21 protein-coding genes are annotated in these 16550 nt (G+C 73.1%); 10 read left to right on the top strand and 11 right to left on the bottom strand.

All coding sequences use genetic code 11. The features are described 5' to 3' along the window. Positions 1-81: 81 nt before the first annotated feature. Complete coding sequence (locus tag OG774_RS08030) at positions 82-795, bottom strand: MFS transporter (protein ID WP_328308324.1); 714 nt, start codon at positions 793-795, stop codon at positions 82-84. Between OG774_RS08030 and OG774_RS08025 the strand changes: the two genes are divergently transcribed. Then, positions 769-1137 carry a hypothetical protein gene (locus tag OG774_RS08025; RefSeq protein ID WP_328308322.1) on the top strand — a complete coding sequence of 123 codons (369 nt, stop codon included), beginning with the start codon at positions 769-771 and terminating at the stop codon, positions 1135-1137. The two genes, OG774_RS08030 and OG774_RS08025, sit on opposite strands and share 27 nt — an antisense overlap. Before the next feature lie 100 nt (positions 1138-1237). On the opposite strand, the gene OG774_RS08020 is transcribed toward OG774_RS08025, so the two are convergent. Genes OG774_RS08020 through OG774_RS08005 form a run of 4 tightly spaced genes read right to left on the bottom strand, consistent with a single transcriptional unit; the run spans position 1238 to position 5034 of the window. Continuing rightward, complete coding sequence (locus tag OG774_RS08020; protein WP_328308321.1) at positions 1238-2056, bottom strand: IclR family transcriptional regulator; 819 nt, start codon at positions 2054-2056, stop codon at positions 1238-1240. A gap of 4 nt (positions 2057-2060) precedes the next feature. Continuing rightward, entirely contained in the window at positions 2061-3167 is a 1107-nt protein-coding gene (locus OG774_RS08015; protein WP_328308320.1) for a histidine phosphatase family protein, read from the bottom strand. Beyond that, entirely contained in the window at positions 3164-4102 is a 939-nt protein-coding gene (locus OG774_RS08010) for a catechol 2,3-dioxygenase (protein ID WP_274187141.1), read from the bottom strand. Before OG774_RS08010 ends, OG774_RS08015 begins: the two co-directional genes overlap by 4 nt. A gap of 17 nt (positions 4103-4119) precedes the next feature. Beyond that, positions 4120-5034, bottom strand: coding sequence for a catechol 2,3-dioxygenase (locus tag OG774_RS08005; protein WP_274197989.1), 915 nt, complete (start codon positions 5032-5034; stop codon positions 4120-4122). A 135-nt stretch (positions 5035-5169) separates the two neighbouring features. Here OG774_RS08005 and OG774_RS08000 point away from each other — a divergent pair, with 135 nt between their 5' ends. The 8 genes from OG774_RS08000 (at position 5170) to OG774_RS07965 (ending at position 11222) form a co-directional block, all read left to right on the top strand. Next, complete coding sequence (locus tag OG774_RS08000; protein ID WP_328308319.1) at positions 5170-5859, top strand: hypothetical protein; 690 nt, start codon at positions 5170-5172, stop codon at positions 5857-5859. Beyond that, positions 5856-6647: an IclR family transcriptional regulator gene (locus tag OG774_RS07995; protein WP_274197987.1), complete on the top strand. Its 792-nt coding sequence runs from the start codon at positions 5856-5858 to the stop codon at positions 6645-6647. Before OG774_RS08000 ends, OG774_RS07995 begins: the two co-directional genes overlap by 4 nt. Beyond that, entirely contained in the window at positions 6648-7439 is a 792-nt protein-coding gene (locus OG774_RS07990; RefSeq protein ID WP_328308317.1) for a 2-keto-4-pentenoate hydratase, read from the top strand. After that, on the top strand, positions 7439-8206 hold the full coding sequence (locus tag OG774_RS07985; protein ID WP_328308315.1) for a 2-keto-4-pentenoate hydratase: 768 nt from the start codon (positions 7439-7441) through the stop codon (positions 8204-8206). Before OG774_RS07990 ends, OG774_RS07985 begins: the two co-directional genes overlap by 1 nt. Before the next feature lie 59 nt (positions 8207-8265). Then, on the top strand, positions 8266-8469 hold the full coding sequence (locus OG774_RS07980; RefSeq protein ID WP_274187135.1) for a 2-hydroxymuconate tautomerase: 204 nt from the start codon (positions 8266-8268) through the stop codon (positions 8467-8469). Between the two features lie 5 nt (positions 8470-8474). Continuing rightward, positions 8475-8807 carry a Rieske (2Fe-2S) protein gene (locus OG774_RS07975; RefSeq protein WP_328308310.1) on the top strand — a complete coding sequence of 111 codons (333 nt, stop codon included), beginning with the start codon at positions 8475-8477 and terminating at the stop codon, positions 8805-8807. A gap of 117 nt (positions 8808-8924) precedes the next feature. Next, complete coding sequence (locus tag OG774_RS07970) at positions 8925-9809, top strand: proprotein convertase P-domain-containing protein (RefSeq protein WP_328308308.1); 885 nt, start codon at positions 8925-8927, stop codon at positions 9807-9809. Positions 9810-9860: 51 nt separating this feature from the next. Continuing rightward, positions 9861-11222, top strand: a complete 1362-nt coding sequence (locus OG774_RS07965; protein WP_328308306.1) for an HNH endonuclease signature motif containing protein — start codon at positions 9861-9863, stop codon at positions 11220-11222. An 8-nt stretch (positions 11223-11230) separates the two neighbouring features. On the opposite strand, the gene OG774_RS07960 is transcribed toward OG774_RS07965, so the two are convergent. From OG774_RS07960 to OG774_RS07950, 3 genes are all read right to left on the bottom strand, one after another. Continuing rightward, the gene (locus tag OG774_RS07960) at positions 11231-11479 is read right to left on the bottom strand and encodes a hypothetical protein (RefSeq protein WP_274197981.1); all 249 of its coding nucleotides are present in this window, start codon (positions 11477-11479) and stop codon (positions 11231-11233) included. A 17-nt stretch (positions 11480-11496) separates the two neighbouring features. Continuing rightward, positions 11497-12846 (bottom strand): Rieske 2Fe-2S domain-containing protein, encoded by a 1350-nt coding sequence (locus OG774_RS07955; RefSeq protein WP_328308302.1) that lies wholly within the window; start codon positions 12844-12846, stop codon positions 11497-11499. Positions 12847-12962: 116 nt separating this feature from the next. Then, positions 12963-13907: an NADP-dependent oxidoreductase gene (locus tag OG774_RS07950; RefSeq protein WP_328308300.1), complete on the bottom strand. Its 945-nt coding sequence runs from the start codon at positions 13905-13907 to the stop codon at positions 12963-12965. Positions 13908-14012: 105 nt separating this feature from the next. On the opposite strand from OG774_RS07950, the gene OG774_RS07945 reads away from it, so the two are divergent. Then, positions 14013-14510, top strand: coding sequence for a MarR family winged helix-turn-helix transcriptional regulator (locus OG774_RS07945; protein ID WP_328308298.1), 498 nt, complete (start codon positions 14013-14015; stop codon positions 14508-14510). On the opposite strand, the gene OG774_RS07940 is transcribed toward OG774_RS07945, so the two are convergent. Genes OG774_RS07940 through OG774_RS07930 form a run of 3 tightly spaced genes read right to left on the bottom strand, consistent with a single transcriptional unit; the run spans position 14481 to position 16478 of the window. After that, the gene (locus OG774_RS07940; RefSeq protein WP_328308296.1) at positions 14481-14852 is read right to left on the bottom strand and encodes a DUF6463 family protein; all 372 of its coding nucleotides are present in this window, start codon (positions 14850-14852) and stop codon (positions 14481-14483) included. The genes OG774_RS07945 and OG774_RS07940 overlap by 30 nt on opposite strands. Beyond that, positions 14849-15451: a TetR/AcrR family transcriptional regulator gene (locus OG774_RS07935; protein WP_328308294.1), complete on the bottom strand. Its 603-nt coding sequence runs from the start codon at positions 15449-15451 to the stop codon at positions 14849-14851. The genes OG774_RS07940 and OG774_RS07935 overlap by 4 nt, the downstream gene beginning before the upstream one ends. Positions 15452-15506: 55 nt before the next feature. Next, the gene (locus tag OG774_RS07930; RefSeq protein WP_328308292.1) at positions 15507-16478 is read right to left on the bottom strand and encodes a GlxA family transcriptional regulator; all 972 of its coding nucleotides are present in this window, start codon (positions 16476-16478) and stop codon (positions 15507-15509) included. Positions 16479-16550 lie beyond the last annotated feature (72 nt).

Here is a 16550-nt window from a genome sequence, read left to right as displayed (position 1 = left end):
GCGGTCGGCGCAGACCCCCGATCAGGACCGCGAGGACGGCCGCGACGGCGAGCAGGGCCCGGGGAGCGGGGACGGGGATCATCAGTGGTGCGGGTGCCCGGTCGCATGGGCCTCGACATCCGTCCCGGTCCCGGAGAGCACCCCGGTCCCGACGTCACCGATCGGGGGCGTCGCGGAACGCCCGCGGCGACGACGCAGGACATCGGCGAGACCGAGCGCGAAGGCCGCGAGTACGCAGAGGAGGACGACCAGCAGGCCTGCGGCGAGTGCCGCCCCGTACTGCTGTCCGGAGGCGGCCAGCGCGGCGAAGAAGACCGTCGCGACCACCGCGATCCCGATCGACGACCCGATGCGCTGCGACGTCTGCTGCATCCCGCCCGCCGTGCCGCCCTGGTCGACGGGGACGTCCTGCAGGGTCAGCGCCTGGTTCGGGGTGATCACGAGCCCGCTCCCGAGCCCCGCGACGAACAGGGGCAGGGCGGTGAGCAGACCGGTCGACGGGTCCGTGCGGGCGCGCACGATGAGCAGGGTCGCCGTGATCCCGGCCGCCATGACGACGGTGCCGGCGACCACCAGCGGGCGTCCGACACGCCCGACGATGCGGCCGCCCCACGCGGCGGCCAGGGCCGATCCCACCGCGTACGGCATGGTGGCGAGCCCGGCGAGCAGCGCGGAGTAGCCCAGTCCCTGCTGCAGGTAGACCGTCAGCTCTCGGCGGCGCTGGACCATCCGGACCCGAGTGGTGACTGGCTGGAGGACGTGCTGGCCGTGGCTGAGCAGCAGGTCGCCCTGCACCGGGCGCACCCGTGGCTGGCGGCGGTGTCGGCCCTGCCGTCGCCCCTGGGCCCGCACGTGCTGGACCACGTCGAGTGGGTGATCGGTGTGCTCGCGCCGGTCGGGGCGCCCGCCGGCGCGGTGATGGAGGCGGTGGCCCTGACGAACGGTGCGGCCGCGCTGTTCGCGAGCGCGGGGTCGTCGGCGGGACCCGGGCTCTTCCGGGACCTCGAGCCGGGCCGTCAGCCCGGGCTCGCGGCCCTCCTGGCCGGCGCGGCCCCGAGCCCGCCGTCGGACGACCTGTTCCGGCGCGTCCTGACGGGCATCCTCACGGCCGTGCTGGACACGCCCGCCAGGCGCTGATCGCGGTCCGCACGGCGTGTCGCGCCGACGAGGATGTGGCGATCCTGACGTTGAGTGCCAGCGTGGACGCAGGGCTTGCACCGGGACGGTGCCACGCGGACTAACTGCGGGCGCGCTCCAGGTCCGCCGAGACGCGGGCGGCGGCGCGGCGGATGCCCTGGACCACCGCCGGCTTGCGGTGCCCGAGCACGCGGGAGGTCGGCGCCACCACCGAGAGCGCCGCCACGGGGTGCGGGCGACCGCCCCGCGTCATCGTGATCGGCGCCGCGATGGAGGACCAGCCGGGCTCGAGCTCCTCACGCGAGGTCGCGTACCCCTGCTCGCGGGTGGTCGCGAGGATCTGCCGGTAGCGCTGCGGGTCGACCACCGTGAACGGCGTGTACCGGACGAACCCGCGCTCGAGGACCGCCGTGGCCAGCGCGGGGTCGCCCGCGGCCAGCACACGTCCGGTGCTCGACGAGTGCGCCGGGTTGCGGCGGTGCTCGCTGCGGAAGCGCACGTTCATGCTCGCGGCCTCGGTGCGCTCGACGTAGAGCACGTCGGTGCCGACGACGACGCCGAGCTGGATCGTCTCGCGCAGCAGCTCGCGCAGCTCGCCCATGGCGGGCAGGGCGACGTCGCGGAGCATGAGGCGGTCGACGGCGAGCTGGCCGTACTCGAACAGCCGCAGGCCCAGGCGGTAGCGCCCGGAGCCGGTGCGCTCGAGCAGCCCGCCGGTGGCCAGCGCGGCCAGCATCCGGCAGGCGGTGCTCTTGGCGATCCCGAGACGGGCGGCCACGCGGGTGGCGCCGAGCTCGGCCTCCTCGGCGAAGCAGTCGAGCACCGCCACGGCGGTGGACACCGACCGCAGCGGGGAGTCGTCCTCGGCCGGCGCGACGGCGGCGTCGAGGTCGAGCGGGGGCAACGACAGCACCGTCATCGGATCAGGCCTCCCCGGTCTCTTCCCATTGGGGGAACTCGTCGGGCGGTGGGACGTTCACCTCGGTGACGCGGTTGCGGTAGGAGACGAACGCGCTGCGTCCGCCCTCGCGCACCTTGACCCGGATCTCCTCGGTGTTCAGCGGCTCGCCGGGGTCGTAGCCGTGCGCCCACGTGGCGAACGCGCGCATCGGGCCCGAGTGGGTCGCCGCGAGGATGCGGCGATGGGTCAGCGACCCGTCGTCCTGCGTCGACTCGGTGATCAGCCGGTGGAACCCGCGCCAGAACCGGCGGACGCACATCGCCGGCGGCTCGAAGTACATCATCGGGATCGTGAGCCACTCCTGGATCGGGTCCGCCCCGCCCAGCTGGGTCCGGTAGAAGCGGTCGATCTCGACGAGCCAGCGCGGCCGGTCGCCGACGGCGAGGCGCTCGAGCGTCTCGTTCGTGGCCTGGTACTGGCGGAACGCCGAGGTGACGTCGCGCAGCCCGTCGGGGGTCCAGACGCCGAAGTTGCGCAGCTCCGGGATCGGCTCCGGCCGCGTGATCCGGGCGTCGATGCCCCACATCTCGAGCCCGTCGGTGACGCCGTTGTAGAGCTGGTCGGCGGTCTGGCGGGCGCGGTTGGTGTCGGCGCAGACGAGGCGCACGCTGTCGCCGGCGTCGAAGCGCCGCGCGAGCTCGTGGCCGCGGCGGTGGGCCTGCCAGCCGCCCATCGGCGTCAGCCCGGCGTCGGTGGAGTAGCCCTGGGTGATGCCGTGCCGGATGATCGAGATCTCGCAGACGATCTTCTCGGACGCCCGGCGCTCGACGGGTGCCGCGACCTCCTTGCCCCGGCTGGCCTCGGCGAGCGCAGGGGTGAAGGTCTTCCCGTCGTACTCGACCGTCGTCGTGTCCGGTGCCGCCGACCCGCGCTCACGGAAACGGCGCAGGTAGAGCGGGGTGTTGTCGCCCTCCGGTGGTGCCTCGGGGGAGGCCGGCGCAGCGGACTCCGTGAGATCTCCGGGGCGAGCCTTGTCCCCACCCCGGCGCGAGCGATAGCGCGACAGGTAGTCCGGGGCCTCGTAGCGGTGGACGGACCGGGCGTCGGGGCGGTCGTCGACGCCGGTCACGAGTGCACCGTGAAGAAGCGCTCGTTGACCTGACGGTGGTAGTAGAAGATCGCGCGCCCCATCTCCTCCTCGGTCCAGGTGATCGGCTCGAAGTCCGGGTCCACCCAGTAGCCGCCCGTGAAGAGCTCGTTGCGGTTGCCCGCCGGGTCGAAGAAGTAGGTCGTGTAGCCGCGGGTGACGCCGTGGCGCGTGGGGGCCACGTCGATGTTCACACCGTGGTAGGCGAGCGCGTCGGCGGCCTCGCGGATCGCGTTCCAGTCGTCGAGCCAGAACGCGAAGTGGTGCAGCGCCCCGTTCGGGCCCGTGATGACGGCGATGTCGTGGGGGGTGTGCGAGTGCTCGAGGAACGTCGCGAGCTGGTGGCCGTCGTTGGCGAGGATCTGCTCGGTGAGCCGGAACTCGAGCAGCTCGGTGAAGAACGCCGTGAAGGCCTCGACGTCCTCGGCCATGACGAACAGGTGGTCCAGGCGCGGGGGTGCGATGCCGATGAGGTCCTGCGGACGCGGCGGCGGGTTCGTCTTCGGCAGCATGTTGCCGATCCGCTCCGTGCCGTGGGTCAGCTCGACGAGGTGGCCCGACGGGGAGTCGAAGCGGATCGCCTCTCCCCAGCCCGGGCCGAGCTCGCGGGAGGCGAACCGCTTGACCGGCACGCCGGCCGCCTCGAGCTTCGTGGTGAAGTGGTCGAGGTCGGAGGCCTCGTTGAGCTTAAACGACATGTGGTCGAGGCCGTAGGTGGGGGCCTCGCGCAGGATCACCGAGTGGTGCTCGCGCTCGTCCCAGCACTTGAGGAAGACCCGCGGGGCGCCGTCGCGTTCGTCGCGCGCGGTCTCCACGAGGCCCAGGACCTCGGTGTAGTAGGCGGTGGCGAGCTCCAGGTCGGGGACCCGGACCTCGACGTGCTGCAGCCGGATGATCCGGTCCGATGTGGTGGCCACGTCTGTCGTCGTCCCCTTTACGTGTGCATCCGCAGGAACCGCTGGCTGATGACGTTCTCGTAGTAGAAGAGGCCCTTGCCGAAGTTGTCCTCGGTCCAGGTGAGGATCTCGGTGTCGGGGTCGACCCAGTAGCCGCCGGTGAAGACCTCGTTGCGGATGCCGAGCGGGTCGAAGAAGTAGATGGTGTTGCCGCGCGTGACGCCGTGGCGCGTCGGACCCTGGTCGATCTGCACGCCGTTGTAGGCGAGCGTGTCGGCCGCCTTGCGGATCTGGTCCCAGTCGTCGAGCCAGTAGGCCCAGTGGTGCAGGGCGCCGTTGGGGCCGTTGACGATCGCGATGTCGTGCGGGGAGCGGGTGTTGCCCGCGAGCCAGACGCCGAGCTGGTGGCCGTTGCCGTCGAGCACCTGCTCGGTCATCCGCATGCCGAGCACGTCGATGAAGAACGCCGCCGACTCCGCGACCTCCTCCGCGTTGACCAGCATGTGGTCCATGCGCGGGGGCGCGATGCCCTGCATGTCGGGGGGCGGGACCGGCGAGGGGTTGTGCTTGCCGAGGATGTTGCCGGTCTTCTCGATGTCCCAGACCAGCTCCATGATCTGGCCGGACGGGACCTCGAAACGGATCGACTCGCCCTGCCCGATCGCCCCGCCGCGGCTGACCCGCTGCGTCGGGCAACCGTAGGCCTCGACCTTCTTCTCGAAGTCGTGGAGGTCGTCCTCCTCCTCGACGCGGAAGGTGAAGGAGTCCAGCCCCGTGCGCGGGTTGTAGCGCATCCGCAGGGAATGGTGGTCCTCCTCGTCCCAGCACTTGAGGTAGACCGCGTCGTCGGTGCGCTGCACCTGCTGCAGACCCATCACCTCGGTGTAGTACGCGGTGGAGAGATCGAGGTCTGGCGTGCGGACGTCGACGTGGGCCAGGCGGAGGATTCCCATGCGAGATGCCCTTTCCCGGGCGAGCCGGCTTCCTTGACGCCACGACGCTAACCGCCCTAGCGTTCCGGAAGGAAGACAGTGCGTTCCGCTTTACGGAACGACGGTCGCGGCGAGGGCTTGACGGGAGGGGTCGGCATGGCGGACCCGATGGCGATGCGCAAGGCCGTCGCCGGCTACGTCGAGGGCATCCACCGCGCGTACGTGAAGCAGGCGACGACGTTCCCGCCCGCCGTCCAGGGGCGTCTGCCGCTGCTCGCGGCCGGGCGTCTCACGGTGGCCGCGGTCGGCGCGCGCAACCTGCACATCCTGGCGACGACGGAGGGACTCGGGCCCCCGCGCGGGCAGGAGGTGGAGCTGCCCGGCGAGTTCGAGGGCCTCGAGTGGACGGTCCGGTTCTACGACCCGGTGGTCGTGCCGGCGCTGGGGCTGATCGACGAGTCCGAGGGGCCGGCGTCGGAGAAGGTGCGCGGCGCGCTGGGGATCGCGACCGTCGTCTACCACGTGGTCACCCAGCCCGGCTCCGGTCTCTCGCCGCACCACGCGGGCCACGTCGGCTCGGGGCTCGCGAGCGCGCACTCCGCGGCGACGCGCGACTTCGAGCGCCTGCGCGACCGGGCCCGCGGGCGCGAGGCGCTGGTCGACGAGATGGAGGGCGCCGCCGTCGCCGGGCTCGCCCGCGCGCAGATCCTGCTGGCCCAGGCCATCCGTCCCCACGACGCCACCGTCGGCGAGGCCGTCGACGCGTCCCTGCGCCCGGGCGCGACCCCGGACCCGGACGGGGTGCGCAAGGTGCTGCTGAAGGCGTTCACCGAGGAATCGGTGTGACCGACGCGCCGCTGCAGACCGTCACCAACGCCGCGCGACTGCTCAAGGCGTTCCTGACGCGCGAGGAGTCGCTCGGGGTCTCGGAGCTCGCGCGGCGCCTCGGGCTGGGCAAGAGCGCGGTGCACCGGCTGCTCACCACGCTCGCCACCGAGGGCCTGGTCGAGCAGGACCCCGCCACCGGCGGCTACCGGCTCGGGCTCGTCGTCTTCGAGCTCGGCGAGGCGGTGCGCGTCCACATGGACCTGCACGCCGCCGCGGGCTCGGTGCTCGCGCACCTGCGGGAGGAGACCGGCGAGTCCGCGCAGGTCGGGATGCTCGACGGGCACGACGTCGTCTACGTCGACCGCCTCGAGTCCAGCCACGCCCTGCGGCTGTTCACCGAGACCGGCCGGCGCGTGCCCGTGCACTGCACCAGCTCCGGCAAGGTGCTGATGGCGTTCGCGTCCGAGCCGGTGCGCGAGCGCTTCCTCGCCACCGCGTCCCTGACGCGCCACACACCGCAGACGATCACCGACCCCGACGAGATGCGCCGGGCCCTCGGCACCGTGCGCGCCCGCGGGTGGGCCGACGCCGTCGACGAGCGCGAGATCGGGATCGCCTCCCTGGCCGCGCCCATCCGCGACCGGCACGGTGCCGTGGTCGCCGCGATCGGGATCGGGGCGCCCGTGAGCCGGTTCCGAGCCATGCCCCGCAAACGTCTGGCCCGCGTCGTCGTCGAGGCCGGCGAGGCCGTGTCCCGGCGTCTGGGCTGGTCGGAGGACGTCATGTCGTTGCAGAAGGAGAGCTGAGTGCCTGTCACCGACGCGGCCGCGAAGGCGCGGGCCCTGTACGAGGCGCGTCGCACCCGCGTGCCGATCCCGCCGTTCACCGACACCGAGCCCGACCTCGGCATGGCCGACGGCTACGCGATCCAGCAGGAGCTGGTGCCGCTGCTGCTCGCCGACGGCGACCGGGTGGTGGGGCACAAGGTCGGCGTCACCTCGGCGGCGATGCAGAAGATGATCGGGATCGACACCCCGGACTACGGCCCGGTGCTCTCGTCCACGGTCTACCGCGACGGCGACGCGATCCCGCTCGACCGCTTCATCGCGCCCAAGGTCGAGGCCGAGATCGTGTTCGTGCTCGGGTCGCGCCTGCAGGGGCCCGGGATCACGCCGACCGACGTCGCGCCCGCGATCGCCGGGGTGGCGGCGGCGATGGAGATCGTCGACTCCCGCATCGCCGACTGGCGGATCAAGCTCGCCGACACCGTCGCCGACCTCGCGTCGAACGGCGCGGTCGCGGTGTCGTCGCGGCTCGTGCCGCTGGCGGGCCTGGACACCCGGCTGATCGGGATGACGTTCACGCGCAACGGCGAGCTCGTCGACACGGGCGCCGGGGCCGCCGCGCTGGGCGACCCGCTGGCCGTCGTCGCCTGGCTGGCCAACGTGCTCGGCGAGGCCGGCGCCGCCCTCGAGCCCGGCCACCTGATCATGACCGGCGCGCTCCACGCCGCCGTGCCGCTGAAGGCCGGCGACGTGTTCCGGGCGGAGTTCGACCGCCTCGGCCCCGTGACGATCCGTGTGAAGGAGACGAGCTGATGGCTTCCGTGGATGTCCACGACCTCGCCGCGCGCCTGACCAAGGCCGTCACCGAGCGCACGGCGATCGAGCCGCTCTCCGACGACGTCGGCGACCTGGACCTCGAGACCGGCTACGCCGTGCAGCGCGTGCTGCGCGAGCAGGCCGGGCCGCGGGTGGGCTGGAAGCTCGGGGTCACGTCGCGGGCCAAGCAGGCCCAGGTCGGGGTGGCCGACCCGGTGTTCGGCTTCCTGCCCGGCACCGGTGCGCTCGACCTCGGCGAGCCGCTGCGCACCGGCGAGCTCATCCAGCCGCGCGCCGAGCCGGAGATCGTGTTCCAGATGGGGCGTGACCTCGCGGGCGAGCACGTCACCGCGTCCGACGTGCTGGGCGCGACCTCGGGCCTCGCCGTGGGCATCGAGATCCTCGACTCCCGGTTCCGCGACTACCGCTTCACGATGGCCGACGTCGTCGCCGACAACACCTCGGCCGCGCGGTTCGTCGTCGGCAGCCCGGTGCCCGCGGCGGGCGTCGACGTCCGGCTCGTCGGGGTGCTGCTGGAGAAGAACGGCGAGCTCGTGGCCACGGCGTCGGGGGCGGCGTCCCTCGGCCACCCGGCCGCCGCCGTCGCCTGGCTCGTGCGCCGTCTCGCGGCGTCCGGCGAGGGCCTCGCCGCCGGCGAGGTGATCCTCTCCGGCGGACTCACCGCCGCCACGCCCGTCGTCCCCGGCGACGTCGTGACCGTGACCATCGACCGTCTCGGGACGGTGGAGCTCGCCTGTACGTGAGCGAAGTTCCCGGCTATAGCCGGGAACTTCGCTCACGGGTGACGAATGGAGGCACTCGGATGCCGCTCGTGCAGATCACCCTCGCCCGGGGTCGGACCCCCGAGCAGCTCGCCGCGCTCGGGGAGGAGGTCACCGCCGCCGTGTCGCGCGCGGTCGGGGCGCCCGCGGGGAACGTGCGGGTCGTCGTCACCGAGTGCGAGCCCGAGCACTGGTTCGTGGGCGGGGAGTCGCTCGCCGCGTTGAGGGCGTCGGGTCAGAGGTGAGCCTCGTGCGCGTCGACGGGCCGGGCGTCGTCGAGAGTGGCGACGGCCGGCGCTTCGTCGCGCTCGAGATGCCCGACGGGTGGCGGGTGGTCGACGCCCACTGCCCGCACAACCGCGGGCCGCTCGAGCAGGGCTGGGTGCGCGACGGGCGCACGCTCGTCTGCCCGTGGCACTGGTACCGCTTCGACGTCGACACGGGGGAGTGCTCGACCTCGCCGCAGCACGTGCTCGGCGTCCACCCCGTCCGCGAGGTCGACGGGCAGGTCTACGCCGACGTCGGGGACCCGCCGCGGGCGCTGTCCTGGTCCGAGAGACTCCGGGCGCACGCCCAGGAGTGAGGGGTTCGTCCCGGAACGTCCGCTCTCGGGCAAGGTCGACGAACGACGCCGGGATTCGCCGGGAACCGTATTACGGGACCGGGTCCGGTACGGGGTGCGAGAGGTAAGTTGCCGCGCGTGTCCTCCCCCTTCGGCGGGTCCGGCGACCCGAACCGCCCCGAGTCGTTCGGGTCCCAGCCCACCCAGCACGGGCCCCAGGCGGACCCGTCCGCGGCGGGATACGGGCAGCAGGAGCCGGGTCAGTACGGCCAGTCCGGTCCGCAGCCGTACTACGGAGGCCAGACCGGCGACCCGTCCCAGCAGAGCTACGGCCAGCAGCCCGGGTACGGCCAGCAGCCCGGGTACGGCCAGCAGCCCGGGTACGGGCAGCAGGGGTACGGACAGCCCTATGGCCAGCCCGGCTACGGACAGCCCTATGGCCAGCAGGGGTACGGCCAGCAGGGCTACGGGCAGCCCGGCTACGGCCAGCCCTACGGTCAGCCCGGGTACGGGCAGCCCGGCTACGGCTACGGGCCGCCGCCCCAGAAGAAGAACAAGGCCCTGCCCTGGATCCTCGGCGGCGTCGCGCTGCTCGTCGTCCTCGTGGTGGCCATCGTGCTCGTCATCGCCCTCGACGCGGGCGGCACGGTGACGGGCGCGTCGCAGCGCAGCCTCGCGATCCCGGACTCCAGCCCGGCCGGCGTCACGGACACGATCGAGCTCGACGGCTCCGGCACGGTCTCGGCCATCCAGGTGGGCGTGTCGATCACGCATCCCTACACCTGCGACCTCGTCGTCTCCCTGCGCTCGCCGCAGGGCCAGCGGACGGTCCTGGCCGACAGCAACGACTGCACCCGCGCCAACCCGGACCTCAACCTGCAGCTCGACAGCCGCCAGCCCGGGAGCCCGCTGGCACCGCTGGTCGGGCAGCCGGTCTCCGGGCCGTGGACGCTGACGGTGTCGGACGGTGTCGCCATCGACCGCGGCAACCTGACCAGCTGGAACATCACTGCCGAGCGGTAGGCCCTGGTCGCGGGCCCGGCGTTGTCGGGGGTCGGCTCTAGACTCGAACACATGAGCGAACGGGTGCTGGGGGTGGTGGAGCGGGAGGCGCTCGACCGTGCCCGCACCCGCCTGGTCGCGTTGCGCGTCGAGCAGTTCCGGTTGTGGGGGGACATCGCCGAGCTGGAGCGGCTCGGGGTGGCCGAGCAGACCGGGGACCGGAGCTCGGTCCGGTTGCTGCAGGAGTGCGGCAATGTGGATCAGCCTGAGGCGAAGCGGCTGGTGGGTGAGGCCGCGGACCTGACGGCCCGGGTGTCGCTGCGGGGCGAGCCGTTGCCGCCGCGGTTACCGGTGACCGCGACCGTGGCTGAATCGGGGGAGATCCATTCGGGGCACGTCACGGTGATCCGGGAGACGATGACCCGCCTGGATCGGGTGGACGGGTTGTCGGTGGCGGATTGGTTCGGGGCCGAGCGCACGCTCGCGGAGCACGCGCGGGTGTTGCCGCCGCGGATGTTGCGCCGGTATGCGAAGGCGTTGATCGAGCACTTCGACCCGGACGGTGATGTCCCTCCCGAGGGCGAGGACGCCTGTGATGAGTTGCAGGTGGTGCGCCGTCGGGACGGGTCGCTGGCCTTCAAGGGTCGCCTGCATGATCCGAGCGATGCCGAGGCGTTCGTCGAGGTGATCGACGGGCTGGCCGTTCCGTTCGGGCCCGACGATCCGCGCAGCCTGGAGCGTCGCCGTCTCGACGGGCTCAAGGACCTCGTGCACGACGCCCGGCGCCCCGGGGGCCTCGCCGACGACACCAGCCACGAACACCCCGACACCGGCACCGATGACACCGGCACTGATGACACCGGCACTGATGACACCGAAAATGGTGACGAGGCCCTGATCCCCGAGCCCCGCCGCCCGGAGCCGTCCCCGCGCCTGGGGCCGGTCGATCGTCCGGGACGGGCCCTGCTGACGATCACGATGGACCACCGCTGGCTGCAGCAGGCGATCGGGCACGGCACCCTGGACTCCGGGGCGCTGGTCGACCCGCACACCGTGCGTCGCCTGGCCTGCGACGCCGACATCGTCCCGATTGTCCTCGGATCACGCTCCGAGCCGCTGGACGTGGGGCGCCTCCAGCGCACCGTCACCGACGCGATCCGCCGCGCGCTGAACCTGCGCGACGGCGGCTGCGCGTTCCCGAGCTGCTCACGGCGGCCGCGGCGTTGCCACGCCCACCACATCCGGTACTGGTTCCACGGTGGTCCGACACGCCTGGACAACCTGGTGCTGCTCTGCCGCTTCCACCACCAGCTGATCCACGCCGGGCACTGGAATGTCGAGACTCACCACGGGCGGCCGTGGTTCACCCCGCCGCCCTGGATCGACCCCGACCAGCAACCCCGCCTCGGCGGGCGACCCCGCGTCCCCCTCTGAGCGCAGGCTCAGTGCTCCGGCTCGTGCCCGATCGCCGTCTCGCCGGTGGTGGTGACCTCGCCCGTCCAGTCGCAGGTGGCGCACCAGCAGTAGAACCGGCGCTGGTCGCCCTCCCAGAACTCGTTGGCGAGCCCGAGGTCCCGCGCGCACTGCGGACAGAACCGCGGAGCGTCGCGACGGTGGGCCTCGACGTCGGCCGCGAACCGCCGGTCGATGCGGGCGCCGGGCGAGCCGTCGGCCTGGGTCACGTCGGCCACGCTCCCACGAGACGGCTTCACCGAGGGATCGTCCCCGAGTCCACCTGCGCGGAGGTCTCCGGAGCGAGGGTGGCCGTGCCGATGCCGCCCACGGGGGTGAACGACGTGCGGCCCGCCTCCTTGTCCGCCGCCACGCGGGCCGCCGCGGTGATGTGCACCTGGCGGATGGCCTCGAGGTCGGGGGAGTAGCGCGTCGAGCCCATGTTGCAGAAGTCGAGGGCGAACTCGGCGCCGCCGGCGTGGAACTTGTCCTTCTCGCAGGGCAGGTCGATGCGCTCGTGGGGCTCGCGGATCGTGCCCAGTGGGTCCTCGCCCTTGGCGACGGCCTGCATCGACTGCCGGAACATCTTGCGCAGCAGCGCGACGCCGATGTCCGAGCGGCCGAGGTGCTCCGTGGTCCGGTCGGTGATCCGACCCTGGGTGCACCAGGCCATGATGTCCTGGCCCTCGACGTAGTTCACGACGTGGTGGCCGCGGTCGTCGAACACCGGGATCTCGTAGTCGGGCACCGTCTGCTGCTCGACCGGCTCGTAGCCCTCGGGAGCGTGGACGGTGTAGAGCATGAACCGGGTGGTCGTCCGGTTGATCGGCACGCGGATCTGCATCTGGTGGATGCCGCCACCGCCGACGCGCATGTTGTACGGGAAGACGAGCGGGTGCCCGACCTTCCAGTCGTCGTTGTCCTCCGACGCCCCGGCGAGCACGCGGCGCTTGATGATGCCCCACTCGAACGCGTCGAAGCCGATGCGCTGGTGCTTCTTGCCGAACGAGGCCGGGGCGACGAAGCCCTCGTGGTTCCCGATGAACTCGAAGTAGCGCCCGTGCAGGTGCTCGACGTGGTGCGGGTCGACCGCGTTCTCCATGACCTGCACGTAGTTGCACGGGATGTCGGCCCAGCCGATGTCGCGGTACCCGTCCATGACGTAGACGTCGAAGCGGGGGAGCAGCGGCGCGGGATCCGGGCCGATGTAGGCCCACACGAGCCCGCCGAGCTCCTCGACCTTCCCGGCGGTGGCGCGCACGCGCTCGGCGAAGTTGGTGTTCTCCTTCTCCGCCGGCTGGTCGGTGCACGCGCCGTCGGTGTCGAACTTCCAGCCGTGGTACGGGCAGCGCAGTCCGTCGCCCTCGACGACGCCGTAGGCCATCGACGCCTTCCGGTGCGGGCACGGCTCCGGGATGATCCCGTACCTGCCCGACGGCGAGCGCCAGAGCGCGAAGAACTCCCCGAGCAGCTCGACGCGCTTGACGGGGAACTCCTGGAGCTCCCGGGCGAAGGCCACCGGGTACCAGTAGCGGCGCAGCACCTCGCCCATCGGCGTGCCGGCCTCGACGGCCGTGAGTTCCTCGTTCTGCTCGGCGGTCAGCATGCGGCCCTCCGGGGCGTGTGGCGGTGTCCACGACGCTAGGGAGCCGACCGGGCCACGAGAAGGGCTGCGTCCCTCTCTGCGGGATGGGGCCCGCGCAGGAGCTCAGGTCGAGATGCTCAGGCCGGGGTCGGCACGACGACCACCTTGCCGCGCAGGGTGCCCGCGTCCGCCTCGGCGTGGACGCCCGCGAGCTCCGCCAGCGGCACGCGGCGGGCGACGTCGATCCGCAGGTCGCCGGCCTCCACCAGGGCGACCAGGTGCGCCAGCTGCTCGACGTCGTTGCGGACGAAGACGTCGATCGCCCGCACGCCACGGGCCTCGTCGGCGGGTGCCGGCGTCCCGGGCACGGTGTTCACGACGACGCCGCCGTCCCGGACGAGGCCGACCAGCGCGCTCAGCTCCGCCGGGGCGATCGAGGCAAGGTTGAGCACGACGTCGACGGGCTCGGTCACCGCGGCGGTCACCTCGGTCGTGGTGTGGTCGACGACCTCGTCGGCGCCCGCCGAGCGCAGCCCGGCACTGCTGCGCGGGCTGCCGACCGCGATGACGTGGGCGCCGGCGTGCTTCGCGAGCTGCACGGCGTAGCCGCCCACCGCGCCGCCCGCGCCGTTGATCAGCACGCGCTGCCCGGCCGTCAGCTTCGCGTCGTCGACGAGCGCCTGCCAGGCGGTGAGGCCCACCATCGGCAGGGCGGCGGCGTCGGTGAGCTCGACGCCGGACGGCGCGCGCGTCAGCACCGCGGCCGGCGCGACGACGTACTCGGCCGCGGCACCGTCCGCGACCATCGGCAGGAAGCCGACGACCTCCTCGCCGGGCGACAGCCCCTCGACGCCGTCGCCCAGGGCGTCGACCGTGCCCGAGACCTCGATCCCCGGCGTGTGCGGCAGCGCCACCGGGAAGGGGCCCTGCAGGTAGCCGCCGCGGATGCCGTCGTCGACGAGGTTGAACGTCGTGGCGGCGACCCGCACCCGCACCTCCCCGGGCCCGGGGACGGGCTGCTCGACGTCCTCGTACCGGAGCACGTCCGGGCCGCCGTACTCGTGGAACCGCACTGCCTTCACGTCCGGGCCTCGCCCTCGGGGAATCGCTGGTGGTCTGGTTGCTTCGAACTCGAAGCGCTTCCGACGCTAGCTCTGCTTCGAACTCGAAGCAAGTAGACTCCCGGCGTGCCCGAGCCGCCGCACTCCGTCGACCCGGTGCAGCTCGGCGCCTACTTCGCCCTGGTCGAGGTGTCGGACCTGCTGCGGTACGCGATCGAACAGCAGCTGCGCGAGGCGGGCGGCCTGACCTTCGTACGCTTCCAGATCCTCATGCGCCTGCGGCTGTCCCCGACGGGCAGCCACCGCATGACCGACCTGGCCGACGCCATCGTCCACAGCCGCAGCGGGCTGACCTACCAGGCCGGCCTGCTGGAGAAGGCCGGTCTGGTCGCCCGCGCGCCGTCGGTGGACGACGAGCGCGGCGTCACCCTCACCATCACCGAGGCCGGCCGGGCGCTCGTCGCGACGGTGCTCCCGGGCCACGAGGAGGTCGTCGGGCAGATGCTCTTCGAGCCGCTCTCACGGGCCGACGCGCAGCGGCTCGCCGACCTGCTGGAGCCGGTGCGCGACCACATGCGCGCGGCCCCGCCGCGCTCAGCGGAGGCGCGGCGCCGCCCGACCTGAGCTCCGGCCGAGCGCCGCCCAGGCCCCGAGGGCGGCGCGGGCCGGGAAGCCGCTGGTCGGCATCAGCACGGTGCCGACGACGCCGGTGGCCACGAGGACGCCGCCCGCGGCGCGGTCGCCGGGTCGCAACGTGCGCCCGACGCTCCAGAGCGCCGGCGCGGCGACGAGGAACCAGAAGGCGGTCGCCCGGTCCCCCCGGTCGGGGACGGCGCCGACGATCGCGGCGGGCCCTCGCTCACGGACCTCCCGGGCGGTGCCGGCGAGGACGTCGCGGTACGTCCAGAGCCCGAGCGCGCCGTGTCCCAGGCCCACGATCTGGAGCCACCGACCCGGGCCCTTCACCGGGCACCGTCCGGGGCCGCGACGAGCGCCTCGTCGGTGAGCAGGGCGATCCACCGATCCGCGTAGCCGGCCAGCGCGGAGCCGGTGGGGGCGAGCGACGGCGTCGCGTGCACGAGCTGCGCGTGCCCGAGGAAGGCGCTGTAGGACATGACGGCGCGCTCGCGGGCGCCGTCCGGGTCGTGGCCGAGGGCGGCGAACTGGTCGGCGAGGTACGCGAGCCGTCGCTGCGTCACCCGCGCCAGGGCCTCGGCGACGTCCGGGTCGTCGACGCTCGCCTGCAGCGCGAGCTCCACGTCTGCCGCGGGCCCGGTGGTGCTCTCGAGCGCGGCCAGCAGCAGAGCACGCAGCCGCTCGCGGGGTCCGGGCATCGCCTCGACCCACGCGATCACGTCCTCGGTCTCGCGGCGCTCCCAGAGCGCGAGGGCGGCCCGGACCAGGTCGCCGCGCGACGAGAAGTGCCAGTAGAAGCTGCCGCGCGTGGCGCCCAGCCGCTTCGCCAGCGGCTCGATGGCCACCGCCGCCGCGCCGCCCTGACCCATCGCCGCGAGCGCGGTCACCGCCCAGTCATGGGTCGTGAGCTGCCGTTTCTCCGTCGCCACGCCTCCGTACAGTACTGTACGGAGGCGCGACCGTACAGGAGTGTACGGACGGGGATCAGGGCCGTCGGAAGCGCCGCCGGTAGGCGAGCGGGGACAGGCCGACGTCGTCGGAGAGGTGGGCCCGCAGGGACGCGGCCGTCCCCAGGCCGGCGGCGGTCGCGACGCGGTCGACCGGCAGATCGCTGCCCTCGAGCAGGCGGCGTGCCCGCGCGACCCGCTGTGCGACGAGCCAGGCGTGCGGCGACGTGCCGGTCTCGGCGCGGAAGCGGCGGGTGAAGGTCCGCACGCTCATCGACGCGCGGGCCGCGAGCCCGGCGACGTCCAGGTCGGCGTCGAGGTGCTCCAGTGCCCACGTCCGCACCGCGCTCGTCGCCCCCTCCGGGGCGGCCGGCAGGGGATGGTCGATGAACTGGGCCTGCCCGCCGTCGCGCCACGGCGCGATCACGAGGTGGCGGGCGACGGCGTTGGCGACCTCGGTCCCGTGGTCGCGGCGCAGGACGTGCAGGCTGAGGTCGAGCCCCGCGGCGAGCCCCGCGGAGGTGGCGACGTCGCCGTCGTCGACGAAGAGCACCGACTCGTCGACGTCGAGGTGGGGGTGCAGGCGGCGCAGATCGTCGGCCCGGGCCCAGTGCGTCGTGACCTTCCGGCCGTCGAGCCGTCCCGCCGCGGCGAGCACGAACGCGCCGGTGCAGATCGACATCCAGCGGGCACCGTCGGGCACCGTGTCGAGGGCGGCGTGCAGCTCCCGCGGCAGGATCCCGTCGCGGCGGGCCGGGACGTAGTGGGTGCCGGGGACGATGACGGTGTCCGCGGCGGCGAGGGCCTCCGGCCCGTGGTCGAGCAGCAGCGAGAAGCCCGCGGTCGACCGGACGGGGCCGGGCTCGAGCCCGCACACGCGCACGTCGTAGAGCGGTGTGCCGTCCCTCTGCGCGGAGCCGAAGACCTGCGGCGGGATCTGCAGGTCGAAGCCGACGACCTCGGGCAGGGCGAGGACGGCGACGACGTGACGTCCGTCGGGATCGGGCATGGCCGGATTCTTGCACGTTGTGGCGTTCGGGCCACTGGTTCGGCGATCGTTCCTCGCGCAGGCTGTCTGCTC

Source organism: Actinomycetospora sp. NBC_00405, assembly GCF_036044095.1.
GTDB classification, from domain to species: domain Bacteria; phylum Actinomycetota; class Actinomycetes; order Mycobacteriales; family Pseudonocardiaceae; genus Actinomycetospora; species Actinomycetospora callitridis.
Note: the sequence above shows the minus strand (reverse complement) of the source record. Positions and strands in the feature narration are given on the sequence as shown.

Coding starts and splice junctions, on each gene's coding strand:
- OG774_RS08020 (WP_328308321.1), bottom strand. CDS start 2,056: ATGACGGTGCTGTCGTTGCCCCCGCTCGACCTCGACGCCGCCGTCGCG.
- OG774_RS08005 (WP_274197989.1), bottom strand. CDS start 5,034: ATGGGAATCCTCCGCCTGGCCCACGTCGACGTCCGCACGCCAGACCTC.
- OG774_RS08000 (WP_328308319.1), top strand. CDS start 5,170: ATGGCGGACCCGATGGCGATGCGCAAGGCCGTCGCCGGCTACGTCGAG.
- OG774_RS07985 (WP_328308315.1), top strand. CDS start 7,439: ATGGCTTCCGTGGATGTCCACGACCTCGCCGCGCGCCTGACCAAGGCC.
- OG774_RS07980 (WP_274187135.1), top strand. CDS start 8,266: ATGCCGCTCGTGCAGATCACCCTCGCCCGGGGTCGGACCCCCGAGCAG.
- OG774_RS07965 (WP_328308306.1), top strand. CDS start 9,861: ATGAGCGAACGGGTGCTGGGGGTGGTGGAGCGGGAGGCGCTCGACCGT.
- OG774_RS07955 (WP_328308302.1), bottom strand. CDS start 12,846: ATGCTGACCGCCGAGCAGAACGAGGAACTCACGGCCGTCGAGGCCGGC.
- OG774_RS07930 (WP_328308292.1), bottom strand. CDS start 16,478: ATGCCCGATCCCGACGGACGTCACGTCGTCGCCGTCCTCGCCCTGCCC.